This window comes from Aquirhabdus parva, from assembly GCF_003351745.1.
Lineage (GTDB): Bacteria > Pseudomonadota > Gammaproteobacteria > Pseudomonadales > Moraxellaceae > Aquirhabdus > Aquirhabdus parva.
The window spans coordinates 2,655,337-2,674,761 of record NZ_CP031222.1; the positions used below are offsets into that span (position 1 = coordinate 2,655,337).

Below are 19,425 nucleotides of genomic sequence, written 5' to 3' on the forward strand. Positions count from 1 at the left end.
GACACCACACACTATGGCTTGCGCGTCAAATGGGTGATGATTTCGGCATGCTGCGGAAAAGCAGCAAGCAGTGCGCTACGCGATCCAATTTCAAAATCTTCAAAATCAAATCCCGGACTCACGGTGCAACCGACTAGCGAATACTCACTGCCTACCGCCGGTTCAGCCGCAAACCAGCTGCCACGCGGTGCCAGCGCTTGGAAGACCTGCCCCTGATGCGGATCATTTCCCAGCAGATGAATGATCAGTTGACCATCAGGCATCAACACATACAGTTTCAGCGGTCCCCCAGCATAAAAGTGCCATAACTCATCGGATTGCAAACGATGAAAGGTACTGTAATCACCTTTGTTTAATAGAAACTCAATTGCGGTGCTTGTCGAGCGTGGGCCTTTGTAGCGTGCGGGGAGCATCGCTTGTGTGTATTGCTCCTCAGACTTATACGTCTGCTTGTAGTAGCCCCCTTCAGGATGAGGCTCCAGCGAAAGTAATTTGACGAAATCTGACGACTGATCATGTGGTGACATGGCACACCCTGAAAGCAGCAAATAGGCAGGAATGGATATCGTCCAGAAACAATGACGCATCGCATGACGTAGATATTTCATTGCTCAGATCCGTCCTTTATCAAGGCTTAAGCTAACTTCGCTAGACAAGTAAGCTGGTCTCTTTAAACTAACGGATATGACTCATTGAACATAGCTTAATCTGGATATAACGTCTATCTGATTAACAGCATATAAGCGTTGAAATCGGAATGAACTAAATCAAACGATGTGAGGCAATTTTTTTAGAGTGACTCGTCCCCTATAGACTTTAGAATCGGTAGCGCACGCCTACGGCCGTAGACATCTGATTCTGATTGGGATATCCACCACCGACAAAATCAGCATGAGTATTTACAAAAGACTCCGTCGCGCCGCCTTGATTATGTAAGTACGCCAAATTGGCCGTGAGACTGAGCGGCTTGGAGATCTTATATTCACCCGACAAACGATACATGAGTGTCTGGTTAGACAACGTCGTATTGTCACGATAAATCACATTGGCGGATCCCGTAAACGCTGAAGTAAACGGATAGTCCACTCCGACTTCTACAGCATACGCTTTGCGTGCCGACATGGCACCGATGGACTGTAACTTGGCTGGACCTGAAATATCGGCATATGTCAGTCCCAGTCTGCCGTTAATCCAACCCCAGTTATAACTGCTGCCCAAAGTGGTGAGCAAATATCGATTGCCCGTATAATTTTCATCCACCCCAGTGTCTTCCTCATGGTTATGGGTTAAGCCCACCATGAGTGGACCTGACGTATATTTGACACCCAAACTATACATGGAGCCCGCTTGCTCGAGTTTACGGTAATCATTCAGCCCATACATGGCACCGACTTGCAGACCTGAGATTTCAGGTGAGGTGTATTTCACGGTATTACGATACAGCTCGCTGATCGCATCAAACTCGGAGAATTTGAAAATTGCCCCAGTGTTATAGCCCCCCTTAAACACAGTGCCAAAGAACCAGTCGTCATTAAAATCCCACTGTTTACCCAGCGTAAAAGTCCCCCATGGACTTTCAAGCCCGGCATAGGCATTGCGTGAGAAGAGCTCATGGTTAGTTGGAATTTGTAGTCTGGAAGGGCTAAAACTTGCCTGAAGATTCACGATCGCCTTGAACCCAGAGCCAAAATCATAACTGCCGCCTAGACCGAGACCCGATGCACTTAAAATCCCATCGGTCGTATCGGTCTTGATTTGATGTCCATCTCCGGTATGCGTCACCGCTACTAGACCCGTATCAATCAAACCAAATGCCTTCAATGTGGCATTGCCGCTGGTCACAGTTAAATCCGCACTTGCATTACTACTCCCTAATACCGCAGTGCATGTCAGCGCTGCTAAGGGGATATTCATAAACTTCATCGGTACAGCCTAAGTATCATTCTAATCAGTTCTTATTTTAGCTTATTCCAACCAAGCATATAGTTATCAATTAAATATAATTACCTTTTGGTCAAAATTAACACTGCATATATTTGATTCTTCATCCTAACAAATGCATTTTATTAAGAATAATCAAGATAAATGATCCTCTCACTTCCCCCACCAATGTGCCATATCCATTGACTCTATCGGCACGTGAAGATTTTGCAGTTGATATCAATCTCACTGCCACTGGCGATATCACATGGTTTGGTCACAGCCCCATTTACCAGCATTTTAGTTTATTGATGCGGTATGAAGGGACGGTCATCCATCAGGGGCAATCAACCCTAGTCAAAGGGCTATGTACTTGGGAAAACTGGCAGACGGTGTCTTTATACCTTCCTGTAAACAAACTGATTCCACGGCGCTTTAAACTGGGTGCAGATTTCTTCACCTATCAAGTGATCAATTTGGATCAGGATACGCAATTGCTTCTCGGCTATGTTGCTTTTCTGGATAGACCTATTGCCACAGTCGCTTACTTAAGAACAGTCGACGGCGGGAGTCAAAGACTGGATGCTGATGTCCGCTTTCAAGTCTTGACTGCCCAAGTGGAGCCAGCCATAGCACCAGACGGATCCGCCATGACATTGCCGCAAACCTTTCGCTGGACTATCACAGATGGCAAAGGAGAGCGTCTTTTTGAAATCAATGCAACCGTCGATACGCCCATGCTCTATGGCTTGGCAGCGGGGTATGTTGGTGCATATCACTGGGAGGGGACCCGGAATGGTCTGCCGCTGACTGGTCGCGGCTATGTAGAATATATCGATCAGCGTGACTAAGATCACATCGCAAAACCGAATCTATAGTTTAAAGATAAAATGAATATCCTCAGGCTCCAGTGCATACAGCGCTGGATCTGGCTCTAGAGTCATCATGCAGCCTAAGCTTTGGTAAAAATGAACGGTACTCTCGGATGGCGTTGCGGATATATAGAGAAATTGGGCGCCACGTCTTCTTGCCTCGGCGACTGCCAAGTTGAACAGTTTCCTCCCTAGTCCTTTGCCGCGGTATGCACTACTGACATGCAGAAACTTCAATTGCAACTGGTCCTGATCCTGACCCAAAAAACGATTATCAACCACCACAACGCCAATGAGTTTTCCACCCTCAAACAGTCCATAAAACCAACCGCCACGATCATAACAAGCCTCTAAAATCGGCGTATATTGCGCAGCCTCTCCCTCTGGCCAGCCCCCCATATCATAGTGCTCGGGCGTTAAGACCAACTGACCATCGATCAGATAGTAGATATGATGAATGATCTCGCTGCGATCAATCGTCCATACATCTTTGATCTCATCACGGCTCAACGCTCTACCTAACATCACACTAATCTCTTTATAAAATGAATCATCGCGTTACGGCGGCTATAGACAATGACGTATCCACGGGACAGGTCAACACACTAAACGTGTCCGTCAGCTCTTTTCTCATGGCGTAAAGTGCTGTTATTTTTTGATCGATCTGATCGATCTTGGCTGCCAAGCGTTTCTCGATCTCCATGCGCCCAAATTTCCCATCCAGTACATCTGGCATGATGTCTTTAATTTCTGAGAGTGAAAAACCCAGCGTCTGGCTACTCCGAATAAATTTCACGTGACGAACATCGTCATCTTTATAGAATCGATAGCCATTGTCTTGGCGCTTGGGCGTTCCCAACAGACCTTGCTTTTCATAATAACGAATCGTATCTGTCGTCGTTTGAGTCACTCTCGCCAGTTCACTGATATTCATTGACCCACTCCTTTGTCTACAGCCCAATCATAACACTTGACCTTGGTCTATAGACCAAGGTTTAAGGTGCATTTTCTAGGGCAATTTGACAACGCCCAGTACTAACTCTCTATAGAAGGTAGTGAATGATGATAAATACTCAATATCGAAAAATTGTCCGCGCTTCGGCAATTTATGACTTGCTGGTGACAGCACCTTTTGCAACACCGTGGACATTTGCAGTCGTATACCAACTCTTAAACATGATCGCCCCTGTCCCGCCCTTCGAACCTACCCATATTCTTTTTGTCAATCTCTTTGGCTCAATCGTGCTGGTCTGGTCGATTTTGAGGATTCGCGATCCTCAGCCTATTTACGGTTTTTATGATTCGATAGGTCGGGCACTTTTTTCAATCTGGTTTTTTTATTATTTAATTCGTTACGACATCAATCCGGTTACTTGGATTTTTGCCGTACTTGAACTATCGTGGTTTGTGATTCAGGCCTATGGATTCATCAGACTGTCTAAGCAAAGGGTCTGAGTAAAAATAGATCAACTCATGTCAATGAAGCATGATGACAATAAACTTGAGAACTAAGACCTTGCTGACTATTGTTGCAAGGTCTTAGTTGTATCCAAAGTTACTGAACACGCCATGCAGCCCAAACCCGGTCAATCTCCGCCAGCCACTTGGCTTTCTCGGCATCACTCATCCATGCCGCTTCAAAACTATTTTTAGCCAATTGCACTATATCAGCATCCGATAAATCTAAAGCCGCACGGCACGCGATAAAATTGTCATTCACATAGCCGCCAAAGTAGGCAGGATCATCAGAATTGATCATGACGGCTAAACCCATGTCCAGCATCTTTTTCAGCGGATGCAGCTTCAAATCGTTATAGACCTTTAAGCGCACGTTAGACAGCGGGCAAACAGTCAGCGGCATCCGCTCTGCAACGAGACGCTTGACCAAGGCCTCACTTTCAAGACTGCGAACACCATGATCAATGCGCTTGACCTGCAATAGATCTAGGGCTTCATAGACATACTCAGGCGGACCTTCTTCACCTGCATGGGCAACGACCGGTAGATTCAGCGCATGACAGCGTGCATAGAGACGCTCAAATTTTGAAGGTGGGTGACCCTTTTCACTGGAATCCAGACCAAAACCATCAATCCCAGATAGATATGGTATGGCCTGCTCAAGCACCTCAAAGCCTTCCGCCTCAGACAAATGCCGCAGAAAACTCATGATCAATTTAGAGGTCAAACCCCATTTGGCCTGCGCATCATCCAGCGCGCGGCGTATGCCGTTGTAGACGGTGGCAAACTGAATACCGCGCATCGTATGTGTTTGCGGATCAAAGAAAATCTCGGTATGCACCACATGATCCTGATGAGCTTTTTTAAGGTATGCCCAAGTCAAATCATAAAAATCCTGCTCATGGATCAGGACATCCGCCCCTGCATAGTACAAGTCTAAAAAGGACTGCAAATCTTTGAAATCATAAGCTGCGCGAATCGCATCGATGTCCGCATAATTTAACGTCACGCCATTGCGCTCGGCCAGCATCAGCATCATTTCTGGCTCTAAGGAGCCTTCGATATGCAAGTGCAGCTCGGTTTTGGGTAATTGTTGAATCAAAGAATCCAGAGGATGTGTGGTCATGCTGTTTCGCCCGCATAGATGAGGTGACTGGCAAATCTGCCTACACGTTTTGACGCCAATCACCATAAATGAATCTGCATAAAATACACTAATCTAGAGCCTGATAGCGTCTACTTTATGCTTTATATGCAATCTGCTATAGCAAATATAGATGGATACAAACGGTATCTGATTATGGCTCAGCGATTGCTTACTATTTGATGATGCTTAAAACATTAAGCGTGAACCGATGGTTCGTGCTTAATCAGCGCTTGACTCAAAACACAGTTCAGGAAATCTCATGACGCCGACGACCGAATCCATAGCACCGGCTCCATCACAAGATGCGACGCGATTTTTGCCCAAGCGTTTAGAGCTGCACAACATCACCAAACGCTATAGCAGCGTCGTGGCGAATGATGATGTGAGTCTCAGTGTTGCCGCAGGTGAAATTCATGCTGTGCTGGGTGAAAATGGTGCCGGAAAAAGCACCTTGATGAAGGTCATTTACGGTGCGACCAAAGCCAATCAAGGACATATCATTTGGAATGGTCGCGAAGTTGAAATCGACAATCCAGCGGCTGCACGTCGTCTCGGTATCGGCATGGTCTATCAGCATTTCTCACTGTTTGAAACCTTAAGTGTGGTGCAGAACATTGCGCTGGTATTGGAAGAGAAATATGACTTGGCAGGGCTTGCCGCGCGGGTCAAAGCCGTGTCAGAGAAATATGGTCTACCGCTTGACCCGCATCGACTTGTCCATAGCTTGTCGGTTGGTGAGCGACAACGCGTTGAAATTGTGCGCTGTTTATTGCAGAACCCCTCACTGCTGATTCTGGATGAACCCACCTCAGTCCTCACCCCTCAAGCCGTACTCAAGCTGTTTGAAACCTTGCGTCGTCTGGCCAGTGAAGGCGTTTCGATCCTCTATATCAGCCATAAGCTCCACGAGATTCAAGAGCTGTGTGATAGCGCAACGATCATGCGTGGCGGTAAGGTCACAGGCACTGCCAAACCCAAAGAAGAGACGACGGCAAGCCTTGCACGCATGATGATTGGTCGCGATCTACCTGCTTATGAAAGCCCTGTCTATCAAGGCACCAGTCGCCCTATCCTGCAAGTCAGTCATCTCAGCTTAACGTCGGAAGATCCTTTTGGTACACAGCTAGATGATATTAATCTGACTGTCAACTCAGGAGAGATTCTAGGCATTGCAGGTATATCGGGCAATGGTCAAGCAGAATTACTTGCCGCATTGTCAGGTGAAATGACCAGTAAAAAACAACATATTTCGTTAGACGGTATTGATGTTGGACATCTGGATGCGGGCAAACGTCGTGCGTTAGGCCTCGGTTTTGTACCCGAAGAGCGCCTAGGGCGAGGCGCTGTACCGGCCATGTCACTCACACAAAATGCCCTCCTCACTGCACATGCACAAGGCTTCGTAAAGTTCGGGCTGGTCAGTTACCAGAAAGCCCGCGCGTTTGCTCAAGCGTGTATTACGCGCTTTGATGTGCGTACGGGTGGACCAGAGTCTGCGGCACGCTCCCTATCAGGCGGTAATCTACAAAAATTCATTGTGGGCCGTGAAATCATGCAAACCCCGAAAGTCATGATCGTTGCCCAACCGACTTGGGGCGTGGATGTTGGCGCATCCGCCTTCATACGTCAAACCCTGATTGATTTGTCTAGGCAAGGGGTCGCAATCCTCGTCATTTCTGAAGAGCTTGAAGAATTGTTTGAAATCAGCGACCGCATCGCAGTCCTTGCAGAAGGCAAGCTCTCCGATGCCCGGTTAAAATCTGAAACCAATGCCGAGGCTATTGGCCTCATGATGTCAGGTCTCAAAAGCCAAAAGACAGCAGAAAAACCTGTGCTTGAGCCTGCATAACCCGATTATTTTTAAATTTTTATTATTTTTTTATATAGAGCATTGATGTTCACCAGAATTTTAGGACTGCCCTATGCACTTACTTGAGCCACGCGCCCATCCGTCACAACTCATGAAATGGCTGTCGCCTTTGATTGCGATTGCCCTCATGCTGATCACGGGAAGTCTGCTATTTCTTGCACTGGACAAGAATCCGATTGAAGCGTTTAAGGTCTTTTTTATCGATCCGCTGACCAGTAGCTATGGATGGGGTGAGCTCTTAATCAAAGCCAGCCCGCTGATCCTGATCGCTCAGGGTCTTGCGATTGGCTTTCGAGCCCGTATCTTTAACATCGGTGCCGAAGGTCAATTGATCATGGGCGCACTGTTTGGCGGGGGGATCGCGATCACGTTTCAGGGCATGACCGGATGGTGGATTCTGCCCTTGATGGTCATTGGTGGTGCAATCGGTGGTGCATTATGGGGCGCCCTGCCTGCACTTCTTAAGACCCAATTCAACGCCGAAGAGACACTGACCACATTAATGCTCAATTATGTGGCAACCTTTATTCTGCTCTATATGGTTAATGGTCCATGGCGCGACCCTGCAGGCATGAACTTTCCACAATCGATCATGTTTGATGGCAGTACGCTCCTCCCCATCCTGATTGAAGGGTCACGGGTAAATGCCTCGGTGTTTATCACCCTCTTCGCCGTGTTCGCGTTTTGGCTATTCACCTCGCGCAGTTTTCTTTCTTATCAATTAGAAGTCGGTGGTCAAGCTCCTGCTGCATCGCGTTATGCGGGTTTCTCCGCCAAGCGCACAGTGTGGTTCAGCCTCTGTATCTCAGGAATGATGGCCGGAATCGCAGGTGTTGGTGAAATCGCAGGGCCTGTCGGTCAGCTCAACCCCAACATCTCCCCAGGCTATGGTTTTGCCGCGATCATTGTCGCGTACTTAGGGCGCTTAAACCCAATCGGCATGGTGTTATCTGGGTTTCTGATGGCGCTTCTTTATCTCGGCGGAGAGGCTGCACAAATGTCCATGCAATTACCCGCGGCGATCACGGGATTGTTTCAGGGCATGTTGCTGTTCTTCCTGCTGGGGTCTGATGCGTTTATTGAGAATCGTCTACGCCGCCGTGCAGGAGCAAAACCTGCATAGCAAGTTTGCACAGAGATAAGAAGCCCTATTTTGAATTATTGGATTTTGAGGAAATAACGCCATGCTTGATTTAGTTCCGATCCTTGCAGGCACGCTCGCAGCGGGCACGCCGCTCATTTTTGCGGGTCTCGGCGAATTAGTCACCGAACGTACTGGAGTCATCAATCTCGGTGTCGAAGGTATGATGCTGATTGGTGCGGTGGCAGGTTTTGCCTGTGCGGCTGAGACAGGTATGGGCGCTGGAGCAGGACTGCTTGCCGGTGCAGCGGCTGGCATGGGAGCCGCGTTGCTCTTTGCCATTCTGGCCCTATCTTTAGCCGCAAACCAAGCGGCATGTGGTCTGGCGCTCACCATCTTTGGTGTAGGACTTTCGGCGTTTATTGGTCAGCACTATGTCAGTTATAGCCTACCGGGTCTAAAACCGTGGGATATTCCGCTGCTCTCGGACATCCCCTTTCTCGGCAAGGTTCTCTTTCACCAAGACTTCGTGGTGTATCTTTCGATCATTGCCTTTGGGATCGTCTGGTGGGTACTGGCCAAGACACGTTTAGGGCTATTGCTTAAAGCGGTGGGCGAATCCCCGGAAGCTGCCCATGCAATCGGCTATCCAGTGCTGGCCATTCGCTACGGCGCTACCCTGTTTGGCGGAGCGATGGCCGGTATAGGCGGTGCTTATCTATCTACGGTCTATACCCCACTTTGGGTTGAAAACATGGTCGCCGGTCGCGGCTGGATTGCAATTGCATTGGTAGTCTTTGCCACATGGAAACCTGCTCGCCTGATGCTGGGCGCTTACCTGTTTGGCGGTGTTACCATCCTGCAATTCCAAGCGCAGGCACTGGGCATTAATCTTCCCGTACAGCTCTTGGCGGCCTTACCGTACGCCGCAACCATCGTTGTGTTGGTCGTCATTTCACGTGATCGAAAGGTCCTGCAGATGAATTTGCCTGCATCACTTGGTAAATCATTTTTACCCTAGGGTGATGCCGATCAGATTTCCTTGTTTTATCAAAGCCAGATGAAACAAGGAAATAAATCCCAAAACGATAGAGCCCCCATTCATTCAGGGGATACACCACCATCGACCACTTCTCCCATGCAATCCCTGAGAGAAATATATACCTGCTCCAAAACTGCACTTGTAATGAAATAAGGAAAACCCATGTCTACACTCCTCCTCAACCATGCCGACGTCGTCATCACCATGGATACTACGCGTCGAGAAATCAAAGATGGAGCCGTATGGATTCGGGATGGCGTGATTGAGGCCGTAGGGAGCAGTGCAGAACTGGCAATGTATGCTGCCAAGGCAGATGAAGTCATCAATATGACAGGACGCATTGTGCTTCCAGGATTGATTAATACCCATCACCATATGTACCAAAGCCTGACTCGCACGATCCCTGGGGCACAAGATGCCGAGCTTTTCGCATGGTTACAGCGGCTCTATCCGATCTGGGCTGGACTCACACCAGAGATGATCAAGGTTTCAACGCTAACAGCCATGTCTGAGCTCATTCTGTCGGGTTGCACCACATCCAGCGATCACTTGTATATCTATCCCAATGGCTGCCGTCTGGATGACTCAATTGAAGCAGCCTATCAGATTGGCATGCGCTTTCATGCCTGCCGTGGCAGCATGAGTGTGGGCGAAAGCCAAGGGGGTCTTCCGCCTGATCATCTGGTCGAAGCAGAAGACTTTATCCTCAAAGACACACAGCGTCTGATAGAGCGCTGGCACAACCCCGAACGCCACGCCATGTTGCGTATTGCAGTTGCACCTTGTTCACCCTTCTCCGTCAGTCGCGATCTCATGCGTGAATCCGCAGTACTCGCCCGCTCTTATCACGTCTCTCTGCATACCCATTTAGCCGAAAATGATAACGACATTGCTTATAGCCGCGCCAAGTTCGGTATGACCCCAGCCGAATATGCGGACTCACTGGGTTGGGTGGGTGAAGATGTCTGGCACGCGCATTGTGTCAAACTGGATCATGCAGGAATTGCGCTGTTTGCACGAACAGGCACGGGGATTGCACATTGCCCTTGTTCCAACATGCGACTGGCTTCGGGCATTGCCCCCATTCCAGCCCTTCGGGAAGCAGGCGTTGCTGTTGGACTGGGTGTCGATGGTTCAGCCTCCAATGATGGCGCGCATATGCTCGGTGAAGCGCGACAAGCCATGCTGCTTGCACGCGTGGGTCATGGCCAGTCGGCAATGAATGCGCGGCAAGCCCTAGAGATGGCCACACTGGGCGGCGCACGCGTATTGGGCCGGGATGATATCGGGGCACTAGCGATAGGTATGTCTGCCGATGTGGTTGCGTTTAGAAGTGATACTTTGGCGATGGCAGGAGCCGCCGTGCACGATCCTGTCGCGGCTTTAGTCTTTTGTGCGCCTCAGCAAGTCGATCTCTCCGTGATCAACGGCAAAGTGGTGGTGCGCGATGGACATCTGACAACGGTTGAACTGCCCGTCTTGATTGAGCAGCACAATCATTTTGCGCGTCAGCTCATGATTTAAGTTTTCTCACAATTGTTAATTCTTTCTTTCGAATACGTGCATCATTCATGCACTGAGGCACAGGGTTATGTCATCCGCTTTAACGTTGGTTCGTGGTCAAATTTTGCACTTTCTGAGTGACCCTATTCAGGACGATCCGTCATCGTATGAATACTTCGCAGACGGCGCTTTATGGATTGAGCAGGGTAAGATTCTCAAAGTCGGCAACTGGGAAACGATCACCTCGACCATCACACCAGAAAAACTAAGTCGGGCAACGCTGTATGACTATTCGGGCAAACTCATCATGCCAGGACTCGTCGATACCCATTGCCACTATCCCCAAGCCAAGGTCATCGGGTCTTATGGGCGACAGCTTCTGGATTGGCTCAATGACTACACCTTCCCCACCGAAGCGGCATTTGCAGATCCCGATGTTGCATTGCGCGGTGCGGAATACTTCGTCAAGCGCCTGCTGGCTCACGGCACCACCACCGCCTCAGTCTTTGCGACGGTGCATCCGACATCCGTCGATGCCTTTATGCAAACCGCAGAGAAATATGGCTTAAGAATGCTGTGTGGCAAGGTCATGATGGATCGCCACTGTCCAGATAATCTACGAGACACTGCGCAACAATCTGGAATTGAAAGCCAAGACTTGATTGATCGTTGGCATGGCAAGGGGCGTCTACGCTATAGCATCACCCCACGCTTTGCACCGACCTCAACGCCGGAACAACTCCACATCGCGGGTGAGCTCTATCACAGTCGCCCAGATTTACATGTCCAGTCTCATCTTGCTGAAAATTGGGATGAGATTCATTGGGTGCGTAGCTTGTTTCCAGAGCTCTTCGATTACCTGAATGTCTATGAGTACTATGGATTGACGGGAGAGCGAACCATTTACGGCCACTGCATTCACCTATCCCCGCGTGAAATCCAATCGATGAGCGAGCAAGGCACTGCCGCAGCCTTCTGTCCGACGTCTAACTTATTCTTGGGCAGTGGCTTCTTTGATTACAGTAAAGTGGCCGAAGCCAATGTTCGCATCGGCCTTGCAACCGATGTCGGCGGAGGCACCTCATTCAGCCTGATTCGTACCCTGGGTGAAGCCTACAAAGTCTCTCAAGTGCACAAACAACCGCTGTCCGCACTGCGCGGCTGGTATTTGGCGACCTTAGGCGGGGCTAAGGCGCTTTATCTCGATTCGTTTATTGGTAACTTCACATCCGGTAAAGAAGCCGACTTTATCGTCATCGACACCAGTACAATTGAGGAACTGGATTATCGCCTACAAGGTGTAGAGTCGTTATCTGAGCGGCTTTTTGCGCTGATGATCATGGGTGATGAACGCAATATCTATGCGACTCATATTCAAGGCAATAAAATCTCCTTTGACGCATAACTCAAAGATCAAGTCATATCAGGGACCTGAGTTAATGAATACTTAACGCAGGTCTTTAATCGATACGGCATCCAGCATTTTTTGCGCTTGCACCCGATCAATATCTCGTTCCCAAACAGCAATCACCACAGTCGCAGCACAATTGCCAATCAAATTGGTCAGTGCACGTGCAATCCCCACAAACCAATCAATCGATAGAATCAGGACCAGACCAATGGCGGGAATCGCCGGAATCGCGGACAACGTCGCGGCCAAAATCACGATCGCAGACCCCGGAATGCCATGTGCACCTTTAGACGTCAGTAGTGAAACCAGCAGAATCAACCCCAAATCATGCATGGATAGCGGCGTATTGGTCGCTTGTGCAATGAACACCACCGCGAGACTCAGATAAATCGAAAATCCATCCAAATTGAATGAATACCCTGTTGGAATCACCAAGCCGACCGTTGACTCTTTAATGCCGAGTTGGGTGAGTTTACGCATAATTTGTGGCAAGACTGCATCAGAGGATGCCGTACCCAATACGATGAGTAACTCTTCGCGTAAGTATCCGATCAGCTTAAAAATATTAAAACCAACCAACTTCAAGATCAGTCCCAAAATCACCACGATAAAACTGATGCAACTGATATAAAAAACCAGCACCAGCATCCCCAACTGCTTGAGAGATGCCACGCCATATTTCGCCGTGGTATATGCAATTGCACCCAGCACACCCAATGGCGCCAATTTAATAATCATGCCCATGATGCGGAAGAGAATTTGTGACAGGCTCTCCAACAAGTCTGCCACCGGCTTGGCGGACTCACAAATCATCGACATACCTGCGCCAAAGAGCAGCGCGATCAATAGCACCTGCAAAATATCGCCTTGCGCAAAAGCATCCACAACCGTCGAGGGAATAATATTGAGCAAATAATCAGACACACTGTGCAGACTTTTGGTGCGCTCGACATAAGTCGCCATGGATGTCCCGTCAAGCGTCTGGGTATTGATATTCATCCCGACACCCGGCTTTAAGACAAAAGCCATGAGCAGTCCTAATGCCAGTGCCACCGTGGTCACAACCTCAAAATAGAGAATCGTTTTACCGCCTACCCGCCCGACTTTCTTGAGGTTACCTGCCCCATAAATGCCAAGTACCACCACGCAAAAGACGATCGGTGCCACAATCATCTTGATCAGTTTAATAAAGCCATCGCCAAGGGGCTTTAGATCTAAACCCAAATCAGGCACGATCACACCAATGATGACGCCCACAATCAACGCAAAGAGCACTTGGATAAATAATGATTTTTTGATGAAGGTCGGCATAGATGCTCTCAAAACAAAAAGCGCTCAGTTGCTCAAACAGCAAACAACTCACGCAAAATAAAACGATCTGTCAAAATTAAAGGTGCAATAACCACGCCATCAAGAAACCAGATGGTCGTTATAAATTACTCTTTAAAAGCATTATTTTTATGAAATGAACTAGATACCCACCGTCAAAACAAAATAATATCCCCAAACTTTACGTCAGGGGATATCGTTAAGCTTTTACATGCAGACTAAAAATGATATTCCGCTCGGATCATCGGCGTACTTGCCGTTGCACCCTTGCCCGCTTGGGATTCTGGGTTACCGAATTTGTTATGCCAATATTCATACTCAGCACCTACGCGGAACGTCTTTTTAGACATGCCCAGATCAGCACCTAAGTCATACATGACCTGCATATCGACATGAGTTTCAGGCGCGGTTGCACTACCAAACTCATTTTTCCCTTTAGGCCCGATAAAAAGTGCATAGCCCTCAAAGGATAAAGGCAACGAGAACACCGGCATGCCCCAAACCATTTCTAACATCGGATGGGTATCGTAGGTATATCGCTTATCAATCCCCGCAGGATCATTGCTCTCATTCAGTGCCAAGACGCTGATTTTAAGAAATCCCGGCACATCCATCATGATAGTAGGTCCAAGCACCAGCATGCGCTTTTTAGAACCATAACTGTCATTTTTGGTATTAAGGTCAAAACCACCGGTAATCCCAAACCCTTGAATCGGACCAATCTTTAAGTCCTTTTTAAACGCTTTGCCTAAATCAAAAGTATTGCGATACACCACATATACCTCTTGAGCGCCGTCTTTAGTACCTTTGCCCGGATCTTTATCATCCGATAGCAGCACATCTGCATTAAAGAAGTTGGTACCGTATTTATAGCCGCTGACGTGATTTAAAGAGATGATATTCTTACTGATATCCTGACGACTGCCATCGGGTTTGTTGTCATAGGGTTCAGCGAATGTGGTGCCATAACGCCATCCCAATGACGTATCACTCCATTCTGCCGCATGAATTTGTGTCCCCAAAGCCAACAGTCCCAGTCCGCAAAGCAGGCTTTTCTTTAACTTTTTCGTCGGAACGGTCGTGTTTAAAACGCTGACTGACTGAGCAATCATGATGAATCCCCCATAAGCTTAAGTGATGATCTTACGACTAAGTCAATTTTGTGATTAACTTATTTCTTATTATTCAATTTGCAAAACTCTGACCAATATTAAGACTATAGATAGTCCCGCATGTTCTCCATAACTGATCTTGTATAAGAAATAAAGCTCTGCCAATATAAGCTAAAATGATCAAAATCACGGATTTATTCCGCCCCCGATTCAAGCATCGTCTAGATAAAATTGATGCTGTTTCCTGCGAAAATTCAATGCATAGGATTCATTTAGCGGTCTTTTGAGGAGCGACAAGTATGTCCAAGTCCATCACCAGTTACCCGCGTGATTTGATCGGTTATGGTGCAACACCGCCGCATGCCAACTGGCCCAATGGAGCACGCATCGCTGTCCAATTTGTACTGAATTATGAAGAGGGCGGTGAAAACAGCATTTTGCATGGGGACGCAGGATCAGAACAATTCCTCTCCGAAATGTTTAATCCTCCGGCATTTGAGGACAGGCATTTATCAATGGAATCCATCTATGAGTATGGTTCTCGTGCTGGGGTGTGGCGCATTTTGCATGAATTTGAACGGCGCAATCTACCCCTAACCATCTTTGGTGTTGGCATGGCTTTAGCACGCCACCCAGAACTGGCTCTGAAGTTTCAAGAACTGGGGCATGAAATTGCCGCGCACGGCTTGCGCTGGATTAGCTATCAGAACATTGATGAAGCCACTGAACGTGCCCATATGCAAGAATGCATCACGCTTTTCAAGGAACTCTATGGCACTGTGCCACAAGGCTGGTATACCGGCCGCGATAGTCCCAACACACGGCGTCTACTGGTTGAACTGAATCAACTCGAACAAGGCGCAATCTTGTATGACAGTGATTATTACGGGGATGACTTGCCCTTTTGGACACAAGTCGAGTTATCGAACGGCGAGAAAAAACCACACTTAATTGTGCCCTATACCTTAGATACCAATGACATGCGCTTCTCATTGCCACAAGGTTTTGCAACGGGAGATGATTTTTTCCACTATCTACGGGATGCCTTCGATGTCCTGTATGCCGAAGGCAGCTCAACACCCAAAATGCTTTCTATCGGCCTGCATTGCCGACTGATTGGACGACCAGGGCGCTTCAAAGCCTTACAGCATTTTTTAGATTATGTGCAAAAACACGATCACGTCTGGGTTTGTCGTCGTGTCGATATTGCAAAGCATTGGATCGAAAACCACCCTTTTCAAACCCCTTAAACGCATTTATTTAAATTTTACTGTAGAGAAACGCCTCATGGATTTTATTGAATCACCAGCCGTTGAACTCCCTGAGTTTGCCAAGATCGGTATGAACCTTGCCGATGGCAGTTTAAATGCAGTCGTGCTTAGCGTGACCGATGAGTTCTTCGCACCGCGCGAGCGCATGCTCAACCCTGCACCAGCTCGCTTCTATCCTGGGCTGTATGATGATAATGGCAAGTGGATGGATGGCTGGGAAACTCGTCGCCGTCGCAATACCGGCCATGACTGGTGCGTGGTTCGCTTGGCCTATGCCGGCACTCTGCTGGGCGTAGATTTTGATACCAGTTTTTTTTCCGGAAACTTTCCACCGGCGGCGTCCCTTGAAGGCTGTTTCTGTGCAGAAGGAGATCCCGATGAACAAACGACGTGGGTGACGCTGATTGATTCAGTTGCCCTATCCGGTAATCAACATCACTTTCATGCGATTGACAGTCAGCAAACGATTAGTCATGTGCGCCTGCATATTTGGCCGGATGGCGGCATGGCACGATTGCGCATTTATGGTTTGCCATGGTGCAACTGGGAAAATCGGGATTTGAGTCAAAGCTACGACTTAATCGCCCTTGAAAATGGCGGTCGCCAGATCGCATGGAGTGATGCCCACTACGGTGAACCCCGTCAGATTTTAAAACCGGGTCGCGGTAAAGACATGGGGGATGGGTGGGAAACACGCCGTCGCCGTGAGCCCGGCAACGAATGGTGCATACTGGCCCTTGGGCAAGCGGGCACGATTGAAAAAATTGAAATTGATACCGCGCACTTCAAAGGAAATTTCCCGGATCGTTTTTCGATTCAAGCCGCATTTGAAGAGGTGACTTTAGAGCGGGCATTAGTCACCCGCAGTATGTTCTGGCCTTATCTCATTCCTGAACAACCCCTGACTGCCGATAGTATCCATAGCTATATCAATGAAATCAGCAAGCTCGGAAAAATCAGTCACGTTCGTCTCAACAGCATTCCCGATGGCGGTATCAGTCGTTTACGCCTTTGGGGCAAAGTCGACTCAGTACAGTGAGCGCTTAAGGAGCATGTCATGTCTGACCAGATGACCTTGAACATCGAGCCATTGACGGCTGAATCCTTCGCCCCTTTTGGTGAGGTGATTCAGACCGAATCTGCACACTCATTCCTGATTAACAACGGCACGACTGAACGTTTTCATGCCTTGGCTGCAGTTGAACTGCTCGAAGAGAATAGTGACGTCACACGAGAGAATCACTGCCGTGCCATCATTTCTATTTTCCGAGCAGAGGCACGGCACTTTCCATTTTCGGTCAGCATGCTGGAAAAACACCCCCTCGGTAGTCAGGCCTTTATCCCGCTTTCAGGTGAACCTTATTTGGTGGTCGTAGCAACAGGAATGGACTCACCTGGGCAACTGCGCGCTTTTATCGCCACGGCAACCCAAGGCGTCAATTATCGCGCTGGAGTTTGGCATCACCCCTTATTGGCCCTACATAAAACCTGTGATTTTCTGGTAGTTGATCGCCAAGGCTCGGGGGTGAACTGTATCGAGGATGATCTAGACCCACCCTATCTACTCATTTATCCGTAAAGGTTTTCCATGGAGTCGAAAATGCTGACAATCAGCACGCATGTTCTCGATACCAGTCGCGGTTTACCCGCTGCCGATATCCCTGTGGAACTCGCCATTTGGCAAGATCATGCATGGCATCATTTGGGATCGGGAGTGACCGATCCCGACGGGCGAATCCGCTATTGGGGCGAGCAAGTCTTTACGCTCATTGGTCACTACCGCCTGACCTTTCACTTAGTTGATTACTTTGCAGCACGTGAACAAGCGGCTTTCTTTCCTGAAGTCAGCCTACAGTTTCAGTCCGATGGTGCGCTCAAACACTTGCATGTTCCCTTACTCCTCAACCCATACGGCTATAGCACTTATCGCGGTAGCTAATTTTTTTGATCATTATTTTTAAACGTTTACGCTAAAAAAAGCGTGGGAGATGCCATGAGTGCATATCTGTTGGACTGGCTGAATTTACTGGTTCGTTTTATCCACGTGATCACGGCAATTGCCTGGATTGGCGCATCATTCTATTTCGTCTGGCTCGATAATAGCCTCGCAGAACCCCCTCAGGAGAAAAAAGACAAAGGGATCAAGGGCGACCTCTGGGCGATTCATGGCGGCGGATTCTATGAGGTTGCCAAATATCAGCTCGCACCGCCAGAGATGCCCAAGCATCTGCATTGGTTTAAATGGGAAGCCTACAGCACGTGGCTAAGTGGTTTTTTATTGCTATCGCTCATGTACTTTTTTGGCGCAACGACCTATCTCATTGATCCCAGCAAGGTTGCGTTCACACCTAAAGTCGGCGTTGCCGTAGCGCTTGCCGCCATCTTTGGCAGTTGGTTGATCTACGATGCGCTCTGTCGCACCAACTTCGCACGTACTCAAGGTAAAGCCTTCGCCGCGCTGCTCATCGTATTGATAGGTCTGCTCAGTTTTACCCTCAACCACATTTTTAGTGGTCGCGCTGCTTATCTACTGGTCGGGGTATCGATCGGCACCTGTATGGTTTTCAACGTTTGGCGGGTCATCATGCCTGCTCAAACCAAACTGGTAGAAGCCGTACGCTTCAACAAAACTCCGAATCCGGCCTATGCTCAAGCGGCAAAACTACGCTCACTGCATAACAATTACGGCACCTTACCGATCGTTTTTCTCATGCTGAGCAACCACTATCCGATGACCTATGGCAATGCCCATGCATGGCTGGTACTGGTAATTTTGGTATTACTGGGCATGTGGGTACGTCATTTTTTCAACCTGCGCCATCATGGCAAAATTCATCCCCCAATCCTGATTAGCGGGTTTATCGCATTCTTCGCCTTGGCCTTCATCTTAAAACCGCCTATGCCAGAGGCTCCTAAGCCCGTGAAGCGCGTACCGCGCATTTCAACGCCAGTGACTGAAGGTCTATCCCAGAATACAACGCCCACCAGCAGTGTCGCGCCAACAGTAACCAACGCGGTTCAAGCCCCTTCAGGGGATATCAACATGCAAGCACAGTCGATCATCAAAGAACGCTGTGCCGTATGTCACTCCAAAACACCAACCGACCCAACATTCACGACAGCCCCCATGGGTGTGATGCTAGACAATGAAGCTCAAATGAAGCAATGGGCAGCACGCATTCGCGCCAATGCGGTCGACAGTCACACCATGCCGTTTATGAATAAAACCGGCATGACCGATGCAGAACGTGAACAACTTCGCACATGGCTCGACAGCAGCACAAATAAACAATAAATCAATACCCTATCTCATATAACCTCCATCAGCTCAATGCTGCACGTGCTGATGGGTTTATATGAATTAGCACAACTTCGGTATATGCATGTACCCACTTGATGCCGTTTACAG

The 19,425-nt window shown here is 48.4% G+C and carries 19 protein-coding genes; 12 read left to right on the top strand and 7 right to left on the bottom strand.

Annotated elements, in window-relative coordinates:
- Positions 1–11 precede the first annotated feature (11 nt).
- Entirely contained in the window at positions 12–608 is a 597-nt protein-coding gene (locus HYN46_RS11935) for a cupin domain-containing protein (protein WP_210009166.1), read from the bottom strand.
- Positions 609–816: 208 nt separating this feature from the next.
- Positions 817–1,914, bottom strand: coding sequence for a porin (locus tag HYN46_RS11940; RefSeq protein WP_162818182.1), 1,098 nt, complete (start codon positions 1,912–1,914; stop codon positions 817–819).
- A gap of 209 nt (positions 1,915–2,123) precedes the next feature.
- Here HYN46_RS11940 and HYN46_RS11945 point away from each other — a divergent pair, with 209 nt between their 5' ends.
- On the top strand, positions 2,124–2,771 hold the full coding sequence (locus HYN46_RS11945) for a DUF6670 family protein (protein ID WP_162818183.1): 648 nt from the start codon (positions 2,124–2,126) through the stop codon (positions 2,769–2,771).
- A 21-nt stretch (positions 2,772–2,792) separates the two neighbouring features.
- Here HYN46_RS11945 and HYN46_RS11950 read toward each other — a convergent pair whose 3' ends face one another.
- Both HYN46_RS11950 and HYN46_RS11955 read right to left on the bottom strand, forming a co-directional pair.
- Complete coding sequence (locus tag HYN46_RS11950; protein WP_228254944.1) at positions 2,793–3,317, bottom strand: GNAT family N-acetyltransferase; 525 nt, start codon at positions 3,315–3,317, stop codon at positions 2,793–2,795.
- A gap of 25 nt (positions 3,318–3,342) precedes the next feature.
- Complete coding sequence (locus tag HYN46_RS11955) at positions 3,343–3,726, bottom strand: MerR family transcriptional regulator (RefSeq protein WP_114899597.1); 384 nt, start codon at positions 3,724–3,726, stop codon at positions 3,343–3,345.
- 125 nt (positions 3,727–3,851) lie between these two features.
- On the opposite strand from HYN46_RS11955, the gene HYN46_RS11960 reads away from it, so the two are divergent.
- Complete coding sequence (locus tag HYN46_RS11960) at positions 3,852–4,247, top strand: hypothetical protein (RefSeq protein WP_114899598.1); 396 nt, start codon at positions 3,852–3,854, stop codon at positions 4,245–4,247.
- Between the two features lie 100 nt (positions 4,248–4,347).
- On the opposite strand, the gene HYN46_RS11965 is transcribed toward HYN46_RS11960, so the two are convergent.
- Positions 4,348–5,376, bottom strand: a complete 1,029-nt coding sequence (locus HYN46_RS11965) for an adenosine deaminase (protein WP_114899599.1) — start codon at positions 5,374–5,376, stop codon at positions 4,348–4,350.
- Between the two features lie 280 nt (positions 5,377–5,656).
- Here HYN46_RS11965 and HYN46_RS11970 point away from each other — a divergent pair, with 280 nt between their 5' ends.
- The 5 genes from HYN46_RS11970 (at position 5,657) to guaD (ending at position 12,298) form a co-directional block, all read left to right on the top strand.
- Positions 5,657–7,246 (top strand): ABC transporter ATP-binding protein, encoded by a 1,590-nt coding sequence (locus HYN46_RS11970; protein WP_114899600.1) that lies wholly within the window; start codon positions 5,657–5,659, stop codon positions 7,244–7,246.
- A 73-nt stretch (positions 7,247–7,319) separates the two neighbouring features.
- A complete protein-coding gene (locus HYN46_RS11975; protein ID WP_114899601.1) occupies positions 7,320–8,390 on the top strand; it encodes an ABC transporter permease in 1,071 nt (356 codons plus the stop codon).
- A gap of 61 nt (positions 8,391–8,451) precedes the next feature.
- A complete protein-coding gene (locus HYN46_RS11980) occupies positions 8,452–9,369 on the top strand; it encodes an ABC transporter permease (RefSeq protein ID WP_114899602.1) in 918 nt (305 codons plus the stop codon).
- Positions 9,370–9,552: 183 nt separating this feature from the next.
- Positions 9,553–10,914 carry an 8-oxoguanine deaminase gene (locus HYN46_RS11985; protein WP_114899603.1) on the top strand — a complete coding sequence of 454 codons (1,362 nt, stop codon included), beginning with the start codon at positions 9,553–9,555 and terminating at the stop codon, positions 10,912–10,914.
- A 67-nt stretch (positions 10,915–10,981) separates the two neighbouring features.
- A complete protein-coding gene (gene guaD / locus HYN46_RS11990) occupies positions 10,982–12,298 on the top strand; it encodes a guanine deaminase (RefSeq protein WP_114899604.1) in 1,317 nt (438 codons plus the stop codon).
- A 42-nt stretch (positions 12,299–12,340) separates the two neighbouring features.
- Here the strand turns inward: guaD and dctA are convergent, their stop codons facing one another.
- Both dctA and HYN46_RS12000 read right to left on the bottom strand, forming a co-directional pair.
- Positions 12,341–13,615, bottom strand: coding sequence for a C4-dicarboxylate transporter DctA (dctA, locus tag HYN46_RS11995; protein ID WP_114899605.1), 1,275 nt, complete (start codon positions 13,613–13,615; stop codon positions 12,341–12,343).
- 236 nt (positions 13,616–13,851) lie between these two features.
- Positions 13,852–14,745, bottom strand: coding sequence for an outer envelope protein (locus HYN46_RS12000; RefSeq protein ID WP_114899606.1), 894 nt, complete (start codon positions 14,743–14,745; stop codon positions 13,852–13,854).
- A gap of 299 nt (positions 14,746–15,044) precedes the next feature.
- Here HYN46_RS12000 and puuE point away from each other — a divergent pair, with 299 nt between their 5' ends.
- Genes puuE through HYN46_RS12025 form a run of 5 tightly spaced genes read left to right on the top strand, consistent with a single transcriptional unit; the run spans position 15,045 to position 19,311 of the window.
- Positions 15,045–15,995 carry an allantoinase PuuE gene (puuE, locus tag HYN46_RS12005; RefSeq protein ID WP_114899607.1) on the top strand — a complete coding sequence of 317 codons (951 nt, stop codon included), beginning with the start codon at positions 15,045–15,047 and terminating at the stop codon, positions 15,993–15,995.
- 37 nt (positions 15,996–16,032) lie between these two features.
- A complete protein-coding gene (gene alc / locus HYN46_RS12010) occupies positions 16,033–17,055 on the top strand; it encodes an allantoicase (RefSeq protein ID WP_114899608.1) in 1,023 nt (340 codons plus the stop codon).
- An 18-nt stretch (positions 17,056–17,073) separates the two neighbouring features.
- Complete coding sequence (locus tag HYN46_RS12015; protein WP_228254804.1) at positions 17,074–17,595, top strand: ureidoglycolate lyase; 522 nt, start codon at positions 17,074–17,076, stop codon at positions 17,593–17,595.
- Between the two features lie 21 nt (positions 17,596–17,616).
- Positions 17,617–17,955, top strand: coding sequence for a hydroxyisourate hydrolase (gene uraH, locus HYN46_RS12020; RefSeq protein WP_114899609.1), 339 nt, complete (start codon positions 17,617–17,619; stop codon positions 17,953–17,955).
- 54 nt (positions 17,956–18,009) lie between these two features.
- Positions 18,010–19,311 (top strand): urate hydroxylase PuuD, encoded by a 1,302-nt coding sequence (locus HYN46_RS12025; protein WP_114899610.1) that lies wholly within the window; start codon positions 18,010–18,012, stop codon positions 19,309–19,311.
- Positions 19,312–19,425 lie beyond the last annotated feature (114 nt).